Origin of the sequence: Corynebacterium lujinxingii (assembly GCF_014490555.1) — a bacterium.
In the GTDB taxonomy this organism is placed as follows: domain Bacteria; phylum Actinomycetota; class Actinomycetes; order Mycobacteriales; family Mycobacteriaceae; genus Corynebacterium; species Corynebacterium lujinxingii.
Genome location: NZ_CP061032.1, coordinates 1,301,722 through 1,319,806, shown reverse-complemented (window position 1 = coordinate 1,319,806; position 18,085 = coordinate 1,301,722). Strand labels below are relative to the sequence as shown.

Annotated in this window: 12 protein-coding genes; 7 read left to right on the top strand and 5 right to left on the bottom strand. The window is 63.8% G+C overall.

What is annotated here, in order from left to right; genetic code table 11:
• Positions 1-49: 49 nt before the first annotated feature.
• Together IAU68_RS06500 and IAU68_RS06495 are read left to right on the top strand one after the other, a co-directional pair.
• Positions 50-2,326, top strand: coding sequence for a RelA/SpoT family protein (locus IAU68_RS06500; RefSeq protein WP_231698982.1), 2,277 nt, complete (start codon positions 50-52; stop codon positions 2,324-2,326).
• A gap of 188 nt (positions 2,327-2,514) precedes the next feature.
• A complete protein-coding gene (locus tag IAU68_RS06495) occupies positions 2,515-4,638 on the top strand; it encodes a bifunctional metallophosphatase/5'-nucleotidase (protein WP_171194075.1) in 2,124 nt (707 codons plus the stop codon).
• Positions 4,639-4,763: 125 nt separating this feature from the next.
• Here IAU68_RS06495 and IAU68_RS06490 read toward each other — a convergent pair whose 3' ends face one another.
• Together IAU68_RS06490 and IAU68_RS06485 are read right to left on the bottom strand one after the other, a co-directional pair.
• The gene (locus tag IAU68_RS06490) at positions 4,764-5,009 is read right to left on the bottom strand and encodes a hypothetical protein (RefSeq protein WP_171194074.1); all 246 of its coding nucleotides are present in this window, start codon (positions 5,007-5,009) and stop codon (positions 4,764-4,766) included.
• Positions 5,010-5,093: 84 nt separating this feature from the next.
• Positions 5,094-6,050: a peptidylprolyl isomerase gene (locus IAU68_RS06485; RefSeq protein ID WP_171194073.1), complete on the bottom strand. Its 957-nt coding sequence runs from the start codon at positions 6,048-6,050 to the stop codon at positions 5,094-5,096.
• A gap of 143 nt (positions 6,051-6,193) precedes the next feature.
• On the opposite strand from IAU68_RS06485, the gene hisS reads away from it, so the two are divergent.
• Positions 6,194-7,477: a histidine--tRNA ligase gene (gene hisS, locus IAU68_RS06480; RefSeq protein WP_231698981.1), complete on the top strand. Its 1,284-nt coding sequence runs from the start codon at positions 6,194-6,196 to the stop codon at positions 7,475-7,477.
• A gap of 20 nt (positions 7,478-7,497) precedes the next feature.
• On the opposite strand, the gene IAU68_RS06475 is transcribed toward hisS, so the two are convergent.
• Genes IAU68_RS06475 through ypfJ form a run of 3 tightly spaced genes read right to left on the bottom strand, consistent with a single transcriptional unit; the run spans position 7,498 to position 10,639 of the window.
• Positions 7,498-8,892, bottom strand: a complete 1,395-nt coding sequence (locus IAU68_RS06475; protein WP_171194071.1) for an L-serine ammonia-lyase — start codon at positions 8,890-8,892, stop codon at positions 7,498-7,500.
• 53 nt (positions 8,893-8,945) lie between these two features.
• Positions 8,946-9,668, bottom strand: a complete 723-nt coding sequence (locus IAU68_RS06470) for a CBS domain-containing protein (RefSeq protein ID WP_171194070.1) — start codon at positions 9,666-9,668, stop codon at positions 8,946-8,948.
• Between the two features lie 50 nt (positions 9,669-9,718).
• Positions 9,719-10,639, bottom strand: coding sequence for a KPN_02809 family neutral zinc metallopeptidase (ypfJ, locus tag IAU68_RS06465; RefSeq protein ID WP_171194069.1), 921 nt, complete (start codon positions 10,637-10,639; stop codon positions 9,719-9,721).
• 160 nt (positions 10,640-10,799) lie between these two features.
• On the opposite strand from ypfJ, the gene aspS reads away from it, so the two are divergent.
• The 4 genes from aspS to alaS all read left to right on the top strand — a co-directional run bounded on the left by aspS (position 10,800) and on the right by alaS (position 18,068).
• Positions 10,800-12,614 carry an aspartate--tRNA ligase gene (gene aspS / locus IAU68_RS06460; RefSeq protein WP_171194154.1) on the top strand — a complete coding sequence of 605 codons (1,815 nt, stop codon included), beginning with the start codon at positions 10,800-10,802 and terminating at the stop codon, positions 12,612-12,614.
• A 58-nt stretch (positions 12,615-12,672) separates the two neighbouring features.
• Entirely contained in the window at positions 12,673-13,959 is a 1,287-nt protein-coding gene (locus IAU68_RS06455; RefSeq protein WP_171194068.1) for a phosphotransferase, read from the top strand.
• Between the two features lie 2 nt (positions 13,960-13,961).
• Entirely contained in the window at positions 13,962-15,326 is a 1,365-nt protein-coding gene (locus tag IAU68_RS06450; RefSeq protein WP_171194067.1) for a replication-associated recombination protein A, read from the top strand.
• Positions 15,327-15,398: 72 nt separating this feature from the next.
• The gene (alaS, locus tag IAU68_RS06445) at positions 15,399-18,068 is read left to right on the top strand and encodes an alanine--tRNA ligase (protein ID WP_171194066.1); all 2,670 of its coding nucleotides are present in this window, start codon (positions 15,399-15,401) and stop codon (positions 18,066-18,068) included.
• Positions 18,069-18,085 lie beyond the last annotated feature (17 nt).

Here is an 18,085-nt window from a genome sequence, read left to right as displayed (position 1 = left end):
CGGGTAGGATCACTGTCTTAGTACCCTTCGTCAGCCCAGGAGGCCTGCCATGACAGAGAAGCCCGTCAAAAGGTCCGGCCCGACTATGCGCAGTGTTTCCGCACGTCTCGCTCGTTCTCTGACCGGCGGCGGCCGGCCGCGAACAAACCCGGTGCTCGATCCGCTTCTGTCGATCCACCACAAGTACCACCCCAAAGCCGATGTCGCGCAGCTGGGCCTGGCGTACGAGACGGCAGAGCGCCTGCACGAGGGTGTCTTCCGCAAGTCCGGAGACCCCTACATCACCCACCCGCTGGCAGTGGCGACGATTTGCGCCGAGATCGGCATGGACACCACGACGCTGGTTGCGGCACTGCTGCACGACACGGTGGAAGACACCGACTACTCCCTGGACGAACTCACGCGCGACTTCGGCCCGGAGGTGGCCAAACTGGTCAACGGCGTGACCAAGCTAGATAAGGTCGCGCTCGGCGCCGCCGCAGAGGCGGAGACGATCCGCAAGATGATCGTCGCCATGTCCGAAGACCCCCGCGTGTTGGTGATCAAGGTCGCGGACCGGCTGCACAACATGCGCACCATGCGCTTTCTGCCTCCTGAGAAGCAGGCGAAGAAGGCGCAAGAAACCCTCGACGTGATCGCTCCGCTCGCGCACCGCCTTGGCATGGCGACGGTGAAGTGGGAGCTCGAAGACCTTGCCTTTGCCATCTTGCAGCCGAAGAAGTACGAGGAGATCGTGCGCCTCGTCGCGGACCACGCCCCGTCGCGAGACAGGGCGCTGCGCGAGATTACCTCTGACCTCAAGCGTGAGTTGGGCACCAACGGTATCCAGGCCGAGGTGATGGGCCGCCCGAAGCACTACTGGTCGATTTACCAGAAGATGTCCGTGCGCGGCCACGACTTCGCGGAGATCTTTGATCTCGTCGGCATCCGCGTGCTCGTCGACACCGTGTACGACTGCTACGCCGCCATTGGTGTCGTGCACTCGCTGTATTCGCCGATGCCGGGCAGGTTCAAGGACTACATCTCCAACCCGCGCTTTGGGGTGTACCAGTCGCTGCACACCACGGTGATGACGTCCACGGGCCGCCCCTTGGAAGTGCAGGTGCGCACGCACGAGATGCACTACAACGCCGAATACGGCGTCGCGGCGCACTGGCGCTACAAAGAGACGAAAGGCTCGCACAAGGGCGACCAGGCCGAGGTCGACCAGATGGCGTGGATGCGTCAGCTTCTCGACTGGCAAAAGGAAGCCGCGGACCCGAACGAGTTCCTCGATTCACTCCGCTACGACCTGACGAGCCAGCAAATCTTCGCGTTCACCCCGAAGGGGGACGTGGTTGATTTGCCTGCTGGTTCCACACCTGTCGACTTTGCCTACGCGGTGCATACTGAGGTGGGCCACCGCTGCATTGGCGCGAAGGTCAATGGGAAATTGGTCACGTTGGAAACTGAACTCAAATCCGGCGACCGCGTGGAGATCTTTACCTCCAAAGACCAGAACGCGGGTCCCACGCGTGACTGGCAGGACTTCGTCGTCTCGCCACGCGCGAAGGCGAAGATCCGCCAGTGGTTTGCCAAGGAGCGCCGCGAAGAACAGTTGGAGGCGGGCCGCGACGCCCTCGCTGCGGAGGTGCAGCGTGGCGGGCTGCCCATGCACCGGCTGTTTACCAACGAGTCGATGCGTCAGGTGGCTACACGGCTGCACTACCAGGATGTGGATGCGCTGTACACCGCGATCGGTGCCGGCAACGTCTCTGCACAGCACGTCGCACACATGTTGACGGACATGTTCGGCGGTGACGACGATGCCGTCGAGGCGCTCACGGCGCGCACACCAGTTTCGGCACTCGTGCGCCCGCAGGCATCCGGCGACGGACCAGGCATCCTCGTCGAGGGCAGCCCTGACGTGATGGCGAAGCTCGCCAAGTGCTGCCAGCCAGTGCCGGGTGATGCGATCTTCGGCTTCGTCACCCGCGGCGGGGGAGTCTCGGTGCACCGCACGGACTGCACGAACGCGACGAAGCTTAACGACGAGCCCGAGCGCCTCGTCGATGTCGCCTGGTCGTCTCCGGGATCGACGCGCAGCGCGTCGCGGGCCACCATCCAGTTGGAAGCACTGGACCGCAACGGCCTGTTGACGGAAACGACCGGCGTGCTGTCGGAGGCGAAGCTGCCGATCCTGGCGATGTCGTCGCAAGCCGGCGATGACCGCATTGCGACGATCCGGCTGACGCTGGAGGTCTCCGACATCAAGCAACTGGGCGCGATCATGAACCAGATTCGCAACATCGAGGGCGTTTTCGACGTTTATCGCGTCACCGCATAGCCACACGACGCGCACCCGAATCGGCGCACGAGCGGGTGCCCCTGAGGTTTCCGACAGGTGAATTGTTGGTTGCCCCGGGGTTATGCCCGCAGGTCGGTAGTAAACACCCGCTGAGTTCACGCTGCAGAGTGGCTTACGGCGGGTTACAAGGAGGGGACATCATCCCCCGAGTCCCCGAGGAGCCTCTCGTGTTCGATATCCGTCGCGCTGGTGCGCTGATCGCCGCCACTACTACGACCGCGGTTGTTCTCACCGCAGCCCCGATCGTCTCCGCCGCTGAAGCGGACCAGGTGACGATCAACGTCGCCAACATCACCGACTTCCACGGCCGACTCGAGGCCAATGAGCGCAACAAGGAAATGGGTGCCGCCAACGTCGCCGGCATCATCAACCACATCCGCTCCAACAACCCGAACACCATTGTCACCAACTCCGGCGACAACCAGGGCGGCTCCGCGTTCATCTCGGCGATTTCCGACGACAAGTACACGATGGATTTCGTCAACGCCATCGGCACCGACGGTTCCGCTGTGGGCAACCACGAGTTTGATAAGGGCTACAAGGACCTGATCGACCGCATCGTTCCGGGCACCAACGACAAGCAGCTCGGTGCGAACATCTTCAAGGAGGACGGCACCCGCGAGGTGAAGCCGTACACGGTCGTGGAAAAGGACGGCGTGAAGGTCGCGCTGGTCGGCACCACCTCCAACCTCACGGTGTCGAAGTCGAACCCGGCCAACGTCAAGGGCCTGGACATCAAGGACTCCTCTGCACAGGTCAACGAAGAGGCCAAGAAGATCAAGGACTCGGGCGAGGCCGATGTTGTCATCGCGTTGATCCACGACCCAGCCAAGGAGGCTTCCGCCAAGCTCGATGCCGAGTACGTCGACTTCGTTTTCGGCGGCGACTCCCACATCAAGGACCTGAACCTCGACGCGGCAGTTCCGTACTTCCAGTCGTACGAGTACGGCAAGGTAGTCACCGACCTGTCCTTCACTTTCGACAAGGAGACCAAGGAGCTCTCCGGCGTCAATGCCGAGCAGTACGAGTACGCCGACCTCGAAACGCTCGGCATCACGCCGGACGAGAACGTGACCCAGATCGTCGCGGACGCGAAGAAGCAGTCCGACAAGCTCGGCCAGGAGGTCGTCGCTACCGTGGGTGCAGACTTCAAGCGTGGTTCCAACCCGGAGGCGAAGCCGGGCACGAACCGTGGTACCGAGTCCACTGCGAACAACATGATCGCCGAGTCTGCGTTGGCAGCGCTCGAGGCATTCCTCGGTGAGGACATCGACCTCGGCATCATGAACGCTGGCGGTGTGCGCGAAGACTTGGCCAAGGGAGACGTGACCTACAAGCAGGCATTCGACGTTCAGCCGTTCGGCAACAGCATCGACGTCGCTACGCTGTCCGGCGCGGCCATCAAGGAAGCTCTAGAAAACCAGTGGCAGACCGACGAGCAGGCAGAAAAGTCTGGTCGCCCGCGCTTGGACATGGGTCTGTCGGACAACGTCTCCTACACCTACAACCCGTCCGCGCCGCGCGGCGAAAAGATCACGCAGATCACCATTGACGGTGCGCCGGTGGAGATGGATAAGGACTACCGCGTTGCCGGCTCCTCGTTCCTCTTCGACGGCGGCGACGACTTCATCGACCCGGCCAAGGTCAAGGACCGCAACGATGTCGGCTACAACGACCTGCAGGCGTTCGTCGACTACCTGAAGTCCGGCGACGCCGCTGTCCGTGGTGGCCAGAAGGACGTCGGCATTGTGCTGCCGGAGGGCGGCCTGAAGGCGGGAGAGGAAAACACCATCGAACTGTCTTCCCTGAGCTACTCCTCCGAAGGCGAGCCCCAGGCGAAGACCGTCACCGTGGCAATCGGCGACGCGACCGTCACGGCCGACGTGGACAACGCGGTCACCGACGCTGATGCCGGCTACGGCGAGCAGGGTCGCGCGACGGTGAAGCTCGACATTCCGGCAGAGATTTCCGGTGAGCAGACCCTGAAGATTACCACCGACGCGAAGACCAACGTCTCGCTGCCGGTGAACGTCGCAGCGGCTCCGGAGGCACCGGTCGAGACGCCGGAAGCACCGGTTGAGACGCCGGAAGCACCGGTCGAGACGCCGGAGGCGCCGGCTGAGACCCCGGAAGCACCGGTTGCGGGTCAGGACGGCTCCAGTGGCTCGAGCAATGCGCCCATTGGCGCCATCATCGCGGGTGTGGTTGCAGTCCTCAGCGTCCTGTCGCTGTTGCTCGCGTTCCCGATCGACCGCTTCCTCGGCCCGATCGCAAGCTTCGGCAAGAAGTAGCGCGCCGAAAAACCGCGCGTAGCGCCGTCTGGCTCCGAACGGAGCGGGGCGGCGCTTCGTCGTTAAGCAACAATGCAAAACGCCCTCCGCGACGAAGGCGGAGGGCGAAGGGAAGAGGTTCAGGATTAGCGCATGAACTTCATCGCGACAGATGCGACCTGGCTGATAATGCCCAGGATGGCGGTGACTACCGCGAGCCAGTCCTGAATCTCGGAGGGGTCCATGTCGCGAATCGAGGAGCCCTCGTCGGCGGTGGTGGTGTTCGTGGTGCCGCTGTCGACGACAGTCGGAGCGGCCTCGGCAACGTTAGCGCCGGAGATGGCGACGGCGGTCGCGGTGGCTGCGGCGACAAGGTTGGTGCGGGTCTTCATGGGAGTCCTCACTTAAGAAGTAGCGATCAAAGGGGTATGTGCTGGGATGTTATCGCCTGGCGGGATGCCCTGCAATAAGTCGCGCTACTGCACCTTGGCGGTTTTGATGCGGACTTCCTCGGCCGGGGCGCCGTCGGTTTCGCCGCCCTCGACGCCCTTTTCAGCGATCTTGTCCAGGGTCTCCAAGCCCGCGTCGTCGATCTGGCCGAAGTAGGTGTACAGCGGCGGCAGTACTGAATCGCCGTAGTTGAGGAAGAACTGCGAGCCGTTCGTGTCCGCGCCGGCGTTAGCCATGGCGATCGTGCCGCGGTCGTAGCGCTCCGGCTGGTTCTGCAGCATCATCTGCAGCGTCTGCTGCTTGCTCTCCTCGTCGATGTCCTCGGGCAGGTCCATGCCCTCGGTATCGACGTTTTCGAGAGCCTCGTCGGTGGGCAGCTCATTGGCGAACTGGAAGCCTGGGCCGCCGGCACCGGTGCCGTCCGGGTCACCGCACTGCAGCACCTTAAGACCGTCCGAGGTGGTCAGGCGGTGGCACACAGTGTCGTCGAAGTACTTCTCGGAGGCGAGGTACTCGATGGCGTTGACCGTGCACGGTGAGGCGGCGCGGTCGAGTTCCATACCGATCGGACCCTGGTTCGTATCCAGCTCGACGGTGACGGTGCCCTCGGTGGACACATTGTCAGTCGGCGGGGTGCCCGCCCGCAGCTCGGTGCCGTCCTCAGCCTTGTATTCGCACGAAACGGTCTCCGGCAGCGCCTTCTCGCGCTTCGTCGCGATCGGCTCGAAGGTAGATGCGTCGAACTCTTCGGCCTCCTCGTTCGTCTGGTCGGCCTCAGACTCTGCGGACGTGTCTTCGGCGGCGAAGTTGTCGTCTTCGCCCTGGTTTGCGGCGAAATAGATGCCGCCGCCGATCAGCGCAATTGCCGCGGCGGACAGCGCCGCCACGGACCACGGGCGGGACTTCTCCTTGCGGTCGCGGGAGCCGAGCTCGCGCTCCAGGTTGGACAGGGCTTCCTTGCCGCGCTGTTCGTTGCTTGCCACCGGCGTGTACACCTCTTCGAAATTGTGGGGATGCGCGCTGCTTGCGTCGTCGTCAAGCATGCGCGCGGTGAACGGTGCAAAAGCCTAGCAGCACCGCCGACCGCTGCACCTGAATGTCGCGGCCTTGGTTAGACTTGGGCCCCGTGAGTGAGAACAAGACCGAGCAGTTTCAAAAGCTATCCGCGCCAAAGGGCGTGCCCGATTACGTGCCGCCGGAATCGAGTGCGTTTATCCATGTGCGTGACGAGTTCGCCCGACAGGCGCGGCTCGCCGGCTACCAGCACATTGAACTGCCGGTGTTCGAGGACACCACCTTGTTTGCCCGCGGCGTGGGCGAGTCCACGGATGTGGTGAGCAAGGAGATGTACACCTTCGAGGACCGTGGCGGGCGCTCCGTGACGCTGCGTCCGGAAGGCACCGCGGGTGTGATGCGCGCGTTCATCGAGCACAACATGGATCGCGGCTACCTTCCGGTGAAGCTGAACTACTACGGGCCGTTTTTCCGCTACGAACGCCCGCAGGCCGGCCGTTACCGCCAGCTCCAGCAGGTTGGCATCGAGGCGATCGGTATCGACGACCCGCTGCTCGACGCGGAAGTCATCGCACTTGCAGACCGCAGCTACCGTGCGATCGGGCTGAGTGGTTTCCGCCTCGAGATCACCAGCCTGGGCGACAAAAACTGCCGTCCGGCGTACCGCGAGAAGCTCCAGCAATTCCTCTTCGACCTGCCGCTGGACGAGGAAACCCGCCACCGTGCGGAGATCAACCCGCTGCGGGTGCTCGACGACAAGCGCGAGTCGGTCCGTGAGATGACCGCGGATGCACCGCTGATGCTGGATCACCTTTGCGACGACTGCCGCGCCCACTTCGACACCGTCGTCGCAGCACTCGATGCGTTTGGCGTGCCGTACGAGATCAATCCACGCATGGTCCGCGGTCTGGACTATTACACGAAGACCACGTTCGAGTTCGTTCACGACGGTCTCGGCGCCCAGTCGGGTATCGGCGGCGGTGGCCGCTACGACGGTTTGATGGCGCAAATCGGTGGGCCGGATCTGTCGGGCATCGGCTACGGCCTCGGCGTCGACCGTGCCGTCCTCGCGCTGGAGGCCGAAGGTGTGGAACTCGAAGAGGCCGCGCACCGAGTCGACGTATTCGGCATCGCGATTGGCGACGAAGCCCGCGACCGCATGAGCAAGCTTATCGACGAACTACGCGCCGCTGGCATCAGCGCCGACATGGCCTACGGCAAGCGCGGCCTGAAGGGCTCGATGAAGGGCGCCGACCGGGCTGGCGCACGCTTCGCGCTGGTGCTCGGCGAGCGCGAGCTCGAGGCCGGTGAAGTTGCGGTGAAGAACCTCGATGCGCACTCTCAGGAGTCCGTCGAGCTCTCCGCCGAGGCCGTCAAGCGTGCCATCGGGCAATAGATGCTAGGCCCGCCACGGGCCTAGCACTCCGTGATGTTCACGGGAAGGCCGAGCTGTACCGCGAGGCCGCCCATGGACGTCTCCTTGTACTGCGTCATCATGTCGCGGCCGGTGGCAGCCATGGTTTCCACCACGTCGTCGAGGGTGACGATGTTCGTGCCGTCGCCCAGCTTCGCCAGGCGCGCTGCATTGATGGCCTTCACACCACCGATGGCGTTGCGTTCGATGCACGGCACCTGCACGAGGCCGCCGACCGGGTCGCACGTTAAGCCAAGGTTGTGTTCAAGCGCGATTTCCGCAGCATTTTCCACCTGGTCCGGCGTCCCGCCGAGGACCGCGCACATGCCCGCCGCAGCCATCGAGGACGCGGAACCCACCTCGCCCTGACAACCGACTTCCGCGCCAGAAATAGACGCGTTTGTTTTGATGATCGAGCCGATCGCGCCGGCGGTGAGCAGAAACTCGCGGGCCCGCACAACGTCGAAGTCGTCAGTGAAATCGCGGCAGTAGTGCATCACCGAAGGGATGATGCCTGCGGCGCCGTTCGTCGGTGCGGTGACCACCTGACCGTGCGCAGCGTTTTCCTCGTTGACCGCCAACGCGTAGAGGTTCACCCACTCCATGGCGTCCAGTCCGCGTGCCGACGACGCCTCGTACTCCGCGGTGAGCAACCGGTGCAAGCGGTTCGCGCGCCGCCGCACGTTCAACCCGCCTGGCAGTGTGCCCTCCGTCTTCAAACCGTGCGCCACGCACTCCTGCATGACGTCCCACACAGCATCGAGATGGGCATCGAGCTTCGCCTTGCCGTGGATCGACTCCTCGTTCGCGCGCATGATCTCGGCGACAGTCAGGCCGGACTCGCGGCAGCGCTGCATCAGTTCGGCTGCGGTGTCGAACGGGTAGGGCACCGACGGGATCTCGCGCGCGGCAGCCACACCGGTTTCGTCGCGGTGTTCTTCCATCTCCCAGCGGTCCTGGATAAACCCGCCGCCAACTGAGTAGTAATCCTCGCGCTCGGCAAGCACGTTGCCCTCGGCATCCCAGGCATCAAAGATGAGGCAGTTCGGGTGTGCCGCCACGGGAGCCGGATCGAAGCGCAGCTCGTATTCCACCGTCCCGTCAGGTCCGGTGATGGTGCCGGTGCTCGGGATGGGTTCTCCAGGTTTCGGCGCAACGTCGGCGGACGTGGTCGTCGGTGTGTATCCGACCAGGCCGAGCAGCGCCGCACGGTCGGTGCCGTGGCCGACGCCCGTTGCCGCGAGCGAGCCGCGCAATTCAATCCTCACCTTCGCAGGCAACGCGTCTAGCTTGTCGACGAACACAATCGACGCCCGCATTGGGCCCACCGTATGTGATGAGGACGGGCCGATGCCGATGCTGAACAGGTCTACGACGCTGACAAAGTTTGCTGACATGGCGCGAATGTTACAGCACGCGACGACACGGGATCGTCGTCAAGCGACATGCTCTATTGTGCCTGCGTAAGCGCCGGAATATCGCTCGCGGCAAGCACTGATATCGGCTTTTGGGTGGGCTTGCCGTGCTCGGTGAGGATCGCGAGACGCGGCACGGCGCCGCTGTCGAGCGGGGTGCTAAGTGCCTCGACGGCGCCGGCGGCGGTGACGGTGCGGGGCAGGAAAATCGGCTGATCGAGTTTGCCGCAGTGCTGGAGCACGTCGCCGACGGTGGTGGCAGGGATGCGGTCGTCCGCGGTGAGTTCCACTGCGACCCAACGCGCGATGGCGTTGGTGGTGAGCAGGCCGACGCATTCGCCGCCGTCGTAGACCGGAAACTGCGCGAGACCGTCCTCGGCGATCGTTTGAAGCGGCTCGTGAATGTCGGTGTCAGGGGAGAAGGAAACAACGCGCTGGTTGGACACCACTTCTAGAGCAAGAGTGGGGGAGATAATGGTGTCGCGCAGCCGCTCGATCTCATCGACGGTCTCTGGAAGCGGCTCCGCGATCGGACGCAGATCGTCGTACTCGCCGTGGCTAATCGCATTGCGCAAATCTGCGAACTCCTGCAGCGTTTCAGACTGTTCGCGGGTGATAACGCCGTGCTTCGCAGCGATTCGGGCCATCCAGGAAAACGAGTCCGAACGTTTGGCGTCGAGTTCGTCGCGAAGAAATTTCTCGATGGAGTTGAACGCAGCAAGAAACGGCACAGCGCGGTTTTGCTCGACATTACTCATGCCGGCAACTGTAGCGCTGTGCCGTGTATCAGGTGGGGTGGAAGAAGACTCTAGCTCGTGTACACGCCGCGGTTGAGCGTGTCGCAGGACGCCATTTTGCCGGACTCGTATCCGGACTTAAACGCCTCGGCGCGCTGCTCGGAGGAGCCGTGGGTCCACGCATCCGGGTCGACGTCGCCGCCGGAGCGACGCTGGATGTTGTCGTCGCCGATGGACTGTGCGGTTTGCAGAGCCTCCTGGAGCTGCTGGTCGGTAATCGGCTCAAGCACACCGTCCTCGGAGGCGTACTTCGCCCAAATGCCCGCGTAGCAATCTGCCTGCAACTCAATCGCCACAGCAGCCGAATCTGCGCCCGGGTTCTTGTAGTCGCTCAAGCCGAGGGTGCCCTCAAGGTTTTGAATGTGGTGGCCGTACTCGTGCGCGGTTGCGTACTCCTGCGCGAGCGGGCCGTTGGAGCCGCCCAGCTGGCCCAAATCCTCGAAGAAGCTCACATCCAGGTATGCGGTCGTGTCGCGCGGGCAGTAGAACGGGCCGGTGTCAGCGCTGGCGAAACCACAGCCGGAGGTGACGTTGTTTTTGAAGATGGTCATCTCCGCCGGCTGGAAGTCCACATTGGCCTGCTGCGGCAAGATGTCGCCCCAAATCTTCTGCGCTGAGGTAAACGTCGCCGCAGCGCGACAGTCGTCGTACTCGTTCGACGAGCCCTCCTCCTGGCAGTGCTCGAGCGTGTAGTTGCCCTGGGATTGCGACTGCGATTCATCTCCGCCCCCGCCGAGGATGCCGTTGAAGGCGCCGCTGAAGTACAGCAGGCCAAGCACCACCAGGATGACGGCACCGCCGCCGCCTCCGCGCAGCAGGAGCGGAAGTAGCATCATTGCGCCGTTGCCTAAACCTCCGCCGCCTCGGCCGCTGCCGGAGCTTGTGTTGACGTTGGCACCCTGGCCTTGTGCGTAGTCGCCTCTGAAAGTCATGGGCAGAATTGTGCCAAAGATCCGGCGCAAGTGTTGGATCTGGTGCACTTTTCGCATTCGGCGGGTCCAGGGTGGTAGGGGGCGGGCGCACCGTGTCGGCATGGCGGGTAAACTTTGCCAGGTTAGATTCGCCATCACGTGGAAGGACGTGGAAGTAACCGTGCTGCGCACTCACCTTGCGGGGAACTTGAACAAAGAACTCGACGGCCAAACCGTCACGCTAACTGGCTGGGTTGCCCGCCGCCGCGACCACGGCGGTGTCATCTTCATCGACCTGCGCGACCGCTCTGGTCTGGCGCAGGTAGTCTTCCGCGAGTCCGAGGTCGCCGAAGCCGCGCACGACCTGCGCAGCGAGTTCGTTGTCCAGGTCACCGGCGTGGTCGAACCGCGTCCGGAAGGCTCCGCGAACCCGAACCTGGCCTCGGGTGAGGTCGAGGTGAACGTCACCGACCTGAAGGTTTTGAACAAGGCGGCGGCGCTGCCGTTCCAGATTGAGGACGCATCGTCTTCCGAGGTCGGCGAGGAAACCCGCCTGAAGTACCGCTATCTCGACCTGCGCCGCGAGCGTCAGGCTGAGGCGATTCGTCTGCGTTCCAAGGCGAACCAGGCGGCCCGCCGAGTGCTGGATAACCACGATTTCACGGAGATCGAGACTCCGACGCTGACCCGCTCGACGCCGGAAGGCGCACGCGACTTCCTCGTGCCAGCCCGCCTGAAGCCGGGTTCCTGGTACGCACTGCCGCAGTCGCCGCAGCTGTTCAAGCAGCTCCTCATGGTCGCCGGCATGGAGCGCTACTACCAGATCGCGCGCTGCTACCGAGACGAGGATTTCCGCGCCGACCGTCAGCCGGAGTTCACCCAGCTCGACGTCGAGGCTTCGTTTGTCGACCAGGACGACATCATCTCGCTCGCCGAGGAAATCCTGGTCGAGCTGTGGAAGCTCATCGGCTACGACATCCAGACGCCGATTCCGCGCATGACCTATAAGGAGGCGATGGAAAAGTACGGCTCCGACAAGCCGGACCTGCGCTTCGATATCCCGCTGGTGGAGTGCACTGAATTCTTCAAGGACACCACGTTCCGCGTGTTCAATGCCGAGTACGTCGGTGCAGTGGTCATGGAAGGTGGCGCTTCCCAGCCGCGCCGCCAGCTCGACGCCTGGCAGGAGTGGGCGAAGCAGCGTGGCGCGAAGGGCCTCGCATACATCCTCGTGCAGGAGGATGGCGAACTCACCGGCCCGGTGGCGAAGAACATCACCGATGAGGAAAAGGCCGGCATCGCAGAGCACGTCGGCGCAAGGCCGGGCGACTGTATCTTCTTCGCGGCAGGCGAGACCAAGGCGTCGCGCGCGCTGCTCGGCTCGGCCCGAGGCGAGATCGCCCGCAAGCTCGACCTGATCAAGGACGGCGACTGGGCGTTTACGTGGGTCGTCGACGCGCCCCTGTTCGAGCCGGCGGCAGACGCCACGGCGTCGGGCGACGTGGCGCTTGGCCACTCCAAGTGGACCGCCGTGCACCACGCGTTTACCTCCCCGAAGCCGGAGTACCTGGACAACTTCGAAGAGAACCCGGGCGAGGCATTGGCCTATGCATACGACATCGTTTGCAACGGCAACGAGATCGGTGGCGGCTCCATCCGTATCCACGAGCACGACGTGCAAAAGCGCGTGTTCGAGGTCATGGGCATCACCGACGAGGAGGCCGAGGAGAAGTTCGGCTTCCTGCTCGACGCATTCCAGTACGGTGCACCGCCGCACGGCGGTATCGCCTTCGGCTGGGACCGCATCGTCTCGCTGCTTGGCGGTTTCGAGTCCATTCGCGACGTCATCGCGTTCCCGAAGTCCGGCGGCGGCGTTGACCCGCTGACGGACGCTCCGGCGCCGATTCCGGCTGAGCAGCGCAAGGAGACGGGTGTGGATTTCAAGCCGAAGAAGAACGAGGAGAACAAGGCCGCAGACGCGGCCGACGCGAACTAGTCGCCGGTGAACACGTCGTGATGTGAGTGACCGCGCGGCGCGAAGTGAAGGGGATTGCATGCAGCTCGACGTTAAAACCGACGAGGCGATTGTCGATCTGGCGGCGGACATCCTCACCCGCCGCTACGGCGGGGAGCAGGCGCTGTTCGACATCGAGCGGCTCAACGGCTCCGGCCCGTCGAGTGTGCTGCGCGCCCGCGTGCGGCCCAATCCCTTCTTCCAGCACCGTTCGGTAGTGATCAAACAGGCACCGCGTACTGGTTTCGCGCTGGACGATGCGGCGTTTCTCCGTGAGGTCGTGGCCTACCAGTTCGCCACGTCGTTAAGCGAAAAGCACCGGCCGGGACCGTCACTGTTGGGGTACGACACGCAGGAGCGGATCATCATCATGACCGACTCCGGCGACGGCGAAACGCTCGCCGAGGCGTTGGAGGCGGCGGACGCGGACGAGCATGTCGCGCTGCTGCGCGCTCTCGGCACAGCCTTGGGCCGCATGCACGCCGGCACCGCAGACGAAGAGGACGCCTACAACGTCCTGTTGCACCGGATGACGCGTTCACGCGACAACGCCGCCCCGCTGCAACGGCTGCGCGACCGGCTGCTTGCACACCGTATCCGGGTTGGGCTGCGGATCATGCGCGACGCCGGCATCGAAGTCCCCGGCGAAGTCACCCTCACTGCCGGCAACATTGAGCGGCGGCTCCTGCGGGGAGGCATGCGGGCGTTTACCCCGTTCGACTTAGCACCCGATAACGTGATCCGGTCGGGCAACACGTTCCACTTTCTCGACTACGAGTCTGCCGGCTTCCGCGACGTGTCCTTCGACGTGGCGTATGTCGTTGCGCGTTTCCCGGTGTTCCTCGCCGCGCAGTCGTTCAACGAGGAGGCCACCAAAGCGTTTATCGATTCGTGGCGCGCGCAGGTGCGTAACTTGTGGCCGGCGGTAGATAACACCGACACGTTGCAGGCCCGGATCACCAGCGCGCTCGTCGGCTGGGCGATGAGCAGTGTCGCCATGCTTGAGCCGAAGCCGCTCCACGCGATGCTTGCCGACGACCCCGCGCTGGCCGAGGAATTCGCCGCAGCTGGCTTGAGCATTGAGGACGTCCGCGACACCGAACCGCAAGAATATGCCTTCTACACCGCCGGCGAAGCCGTGGAGGGAAACGCCGGTGCGGTACTTCGCCCTCGCACCGAGGGACCGTTCACCGACGACGAGCAACTTGTGCGCCGCGATCTGAGGGAAACGTTTGAGTCGCTCGCGGCGTTTTCCGACAGCGGCGCAGACCCGGCATATCGGGTGGTCTCGCAGTTCGCCACGGACGTGGCACAACGGTTGCGGTAGCGATGGAACAAGACGGTCTCTTTGCCGCCGCCGGGTCGGAGCCCGAGCGCGGGGCTAATACGGGCAACCGGGGCACCGCATTTTTCGAAGCGGGATCCTCGGCGCCGCTTGCCGCCCGGATGCGTCCCCAAACGTTGGACGAGGTCGCGGGGCAGAAACATCTGCTCAGCGAGGGCAAGCCGTTGCGCAGGCTTATCGAGGGCTCCGGTGCCGCCTCCGTCATTTTGTACGGACCTCCAGGGACCGGAAAGACGACTATCGCGTCCCTGATCGCGAAGGCGATGGGCCAGAACTTCGTTGCCTTGTCGGCGCTGTCGTCCGGGGTGAAAGAGGTGCGCGCTGTCATCGATGAGGCACGGCGCGACCTCATCCGCGGCGAGAGAACTGTCCTCTTCATCGACGAGGTTCACCGGTTTTCCAAGACGCAACAGGACGCTCTTCTGGCCGCTGTGGAAAACCGCACCGTGCTGCTCGTCGCGGCGACGACCGAGAACCCGAGTTTCAGTGTCGTAGCTCCGCTTCTTTCTCGTTCGCTGCTGCTGAAGCTCGAGTCGCTGGACGACGATGACTTGGGCGGTGTAATCGACCGTGCTTTGGCGGATGAGCGTGGTTTCGGCGGGAGCATTTCGCTTGACGACGACGCCCGCGCCCAACTCATCCTGCTCGCTGGCGGTGACGCGCGCCGAGCCTTGACGTATCTGGAGGCGGCCGCTGAGGCGATCCCTGATCAGGGCACCATCACGCTGGATACCGTCAGAGAAAACGTGAACCGTGCGATCGTGCGCTACGACCGCGACGGCGATCAGCACTACGACGTGGTCAGCGCCTTCATCAAGTCCATCCGTGGTTCTGATGTGGACGCGGCGCTGCATTACCTGGCGCGGATGATCGAGGCGGGGGAGGACCCGCGTTTTATCGCCCGTAGGTTGGTCATCCATGCCTCGGAAGACATCGGCATGGCGGATCCGACCGCGCTGCAGGTTGCGGCCGCAGCGGCAGACGCGGTGCAATTTATCGGCATGCCGGAGGGCCGGCTGCCGCTCGCGCAGGCGACGATTCACCTTGCGACGGCACCAAAGTCGCCCGGGGTGATCAAGGCCATCGACTCAGCGCTTGCGGATGTGCGTGCCGGCCACGTCCCGCCGGTGCCCGCCCATCTGCGCGACGGCCATTACGAGGGCGCGAAAAAGATGGGCAATGCGGTCGGTTACATTTACCCGCACGACGACCCGCGCGGCGTGGTTGAACAGCGCTATATCCCCGAGGACCTCGAGGATGCGGTGTATTACGAACCGACAGACCACGGCGCGGAAAAGCGTATCAGCGACTTTCTCGGAAGGTTGAGAAGGCTGGTGCGCGGGCGGTAACGCAGCCGGTGTCGGGGCGCGGGGTAAAGTAAGCGCGGAAAATCTCCGGCGCAGTTGAAAGGACACCGAAGCGTGCAGACCCATGAGATCCGAGAGCGGTTCACCAACCACTTCGTCGAAACCGGCCACACCCCGGTGCCGAGCGCCTCGCTGATTCTCGACGACCCGACGCTGTTGTTCGTCAACGCGGGCATGGTGCCGTTCAAGCCGTACTTTTTGGGTGATCAGACCCCGGACTTTAAAAACGGCACCGCGACGTCGATTCAGAAGTGTGTGCGCACCCTCGATATCGAGGAAGTGGGTATCACCACCCGCCACAACACCTTCTTCCAGATGGCTGGCAACTTCTCGTTCGGCCAGTACTTTAAGGAAGGGGCGATCACGCACGCGTGGACGCTGCTGACCGGCGCGGTCGAAGACGGCGGCTACGGTCTCGACCCGGAGCGTCTCTGGGTGACGGTCTACCTTGACGACGACGAGGCCGCGTCGATCTGGCGCGACAAGATCGGTGTGCCAGAAGAGCGTATTCAGCGCATGGGTATGGAGGACAACTTCTGGTCGATGGGTATCCCGGGCCCGTGTGGCCCGTGCTCCGAGATCTACTACGACCGTGGCCCGGAGTACGGCAAAGAGGGCGGTCCGATTGCCGACGACAACCGCTACATGGAGATCTGGAACCTCGTGTTCATGGAGTCCGTGCGCGGGGAAGGCGACAAGAAGGGCAACTTCGAGATCGTCGGCGAGCTGCCCCAGAAGAACATCGATACCGGCCTCGGCATCGAGCGCGTCGCCTGCTTGCTGCAGGGCGTGGACAACGTGTACGAGACCGATCTGCTGCGCCCGGTTATTGACGCGGCTGTCGAGTTGACCGGTGCGAAGTACGACGACGGCAACCAGGACAACGACGTTCGGTTCCGCGTGATTGCGGACCACGCACGTACCGGCATGATGATCATCCTCGACGGTGTCACGCCGTCGAATGAGGGCCGTGGATACATTCTGCGTCGTCTGCTGCGCCGTATCATCCGTTCTGCCCGTCTGTTGGGTGCGACTGCTCCGGTGATGGAGACGTTCATGAACACGATCATGGACACCATGACGCCGTCGTTCCCGGAGATCGCCGACAACCGTGAACGCATCCTGCGCGTCGCCGTTGCCGAGGAGCGCGCATTTTCCAAGACGTTGGAATCTGGCACGACGCGTTTCGACGAAGCCGCCAACGCCATCAAGAGCTCCGGTGCCGCCGTGCTGCCGGGCGAGCAGGCATTCGAGCTGCACGACACTTACGGCTTCCCGATCGATCTGACTGTGGAGATGGCCCGCGAGGCAGGTCTGGACGTGGACATGGATGCCTTCAACGCCGCGATGCAGGAGCAGCGCGATCGTGCCAAGGCGGATAATAAAGCGAAGAAGCACCGCAATCTGGACGAGTCGCTGTACCGAGAGTGGGTCGACAACAACCCCACTGAATTCGTCGGCTACGACCAGTTAAGCCATGACGGCACCGTCATCGGTCTGGTTCGCGATGGCGAAAAGGTCGGCGAGGTCAGCCAGGGCGACGAGGTCGAGGTCATCTTGGATGTCACCCCGATGTACGCCGAGGCGGGCGGCCAGATGGCTGACCGCGGCCGCATCCTCATGGGCGACACTATTTTGAACGTTAACGACGTCCAGCGCGTGGGCAAGAAGCTCTGGCTGCACAAGGCCACGGTGCAAAACGGCGGGTTGGATTTGGGATCCACCGTGACCACCGAGGTCGACGGCGCCTGGCGCCACGGCGCCCGCCAGGCGCACTCGGCAACCCACCTCATCCACGCGGCGATTCGGCAGGTGCTGGGCCCGACCGCAGTCCAGGCGGGTTCCTTGAACAAGCCGGGTTACCTGCGTTTCGACTTCAACTACACCGACGCGCTCTCCGACGCGCAGCTCGAGGAAATCGCCACCATCACCAACCAGGCCGTCGATGCCGACTTCGCGGTCAACACCATCGAGACGTCGCTGGACAAGGCGAAGGCGATGGGCGCGATGGCCCTGTTCGGCGAGAACTACGGCGACACGGTCCGGGTGGTGGAGATCGGCGGCCCGTTCTCTATCGAGCTCTGCGGCGGTACCCACGTCGATCACGCATCCCAGATCGGGCCGGTGGCTGTGCTGGGTGAGTCCTCCGTCGGCTCCGGTGCCCGCCGCATTGAGGCGTACTCCGGCATGGACTCGTTTAAGTTCCTGTCCAAGGAGGCGGCCCTGGCGTCGGGGCTGGCGGCCGAGCTGAAGGCTCCGACCGAGGAGCTGCCGGACCGTATCGCGCAGCTGACCGAACGTCTGCGTGCGGCGGAGAAGGAGATTGAAAACCTGCACCGCCAGCAGCTGCTCGCCTCCACTGCGGATCTGGCCGGCCAGGCGGAGACTGTCGGGGAGCACCGTCTCGTCGCAAAGCAATTGCCCGAGGGCATTAACACCGGCGATCTGCGCACGATTGTCAGCGATCTGCGCGGCAAGATGCAGGCAGAGGATGCGCTGATCGTTTTGACTTCCACGGTCGGAGGCAAGGTCTCGCTCGCTGTCGCGGCGACGAAGCCGGCAGTGGAGTCCGGGATTAAGGCCGGTGACGTGGTCAAGGTTCTCGGCGAGTACGTCGAGGGCAAGGGCGGCGGCAAGCCGGATCTTGCGCAGGGTTCCGGCGCGAACCCGGAGGGCATTCCGGCCGGGTTGCACGCCGTGCGCGACTGGTTGGAGCAGCGCTAGCAACGTCGCAAAACGGG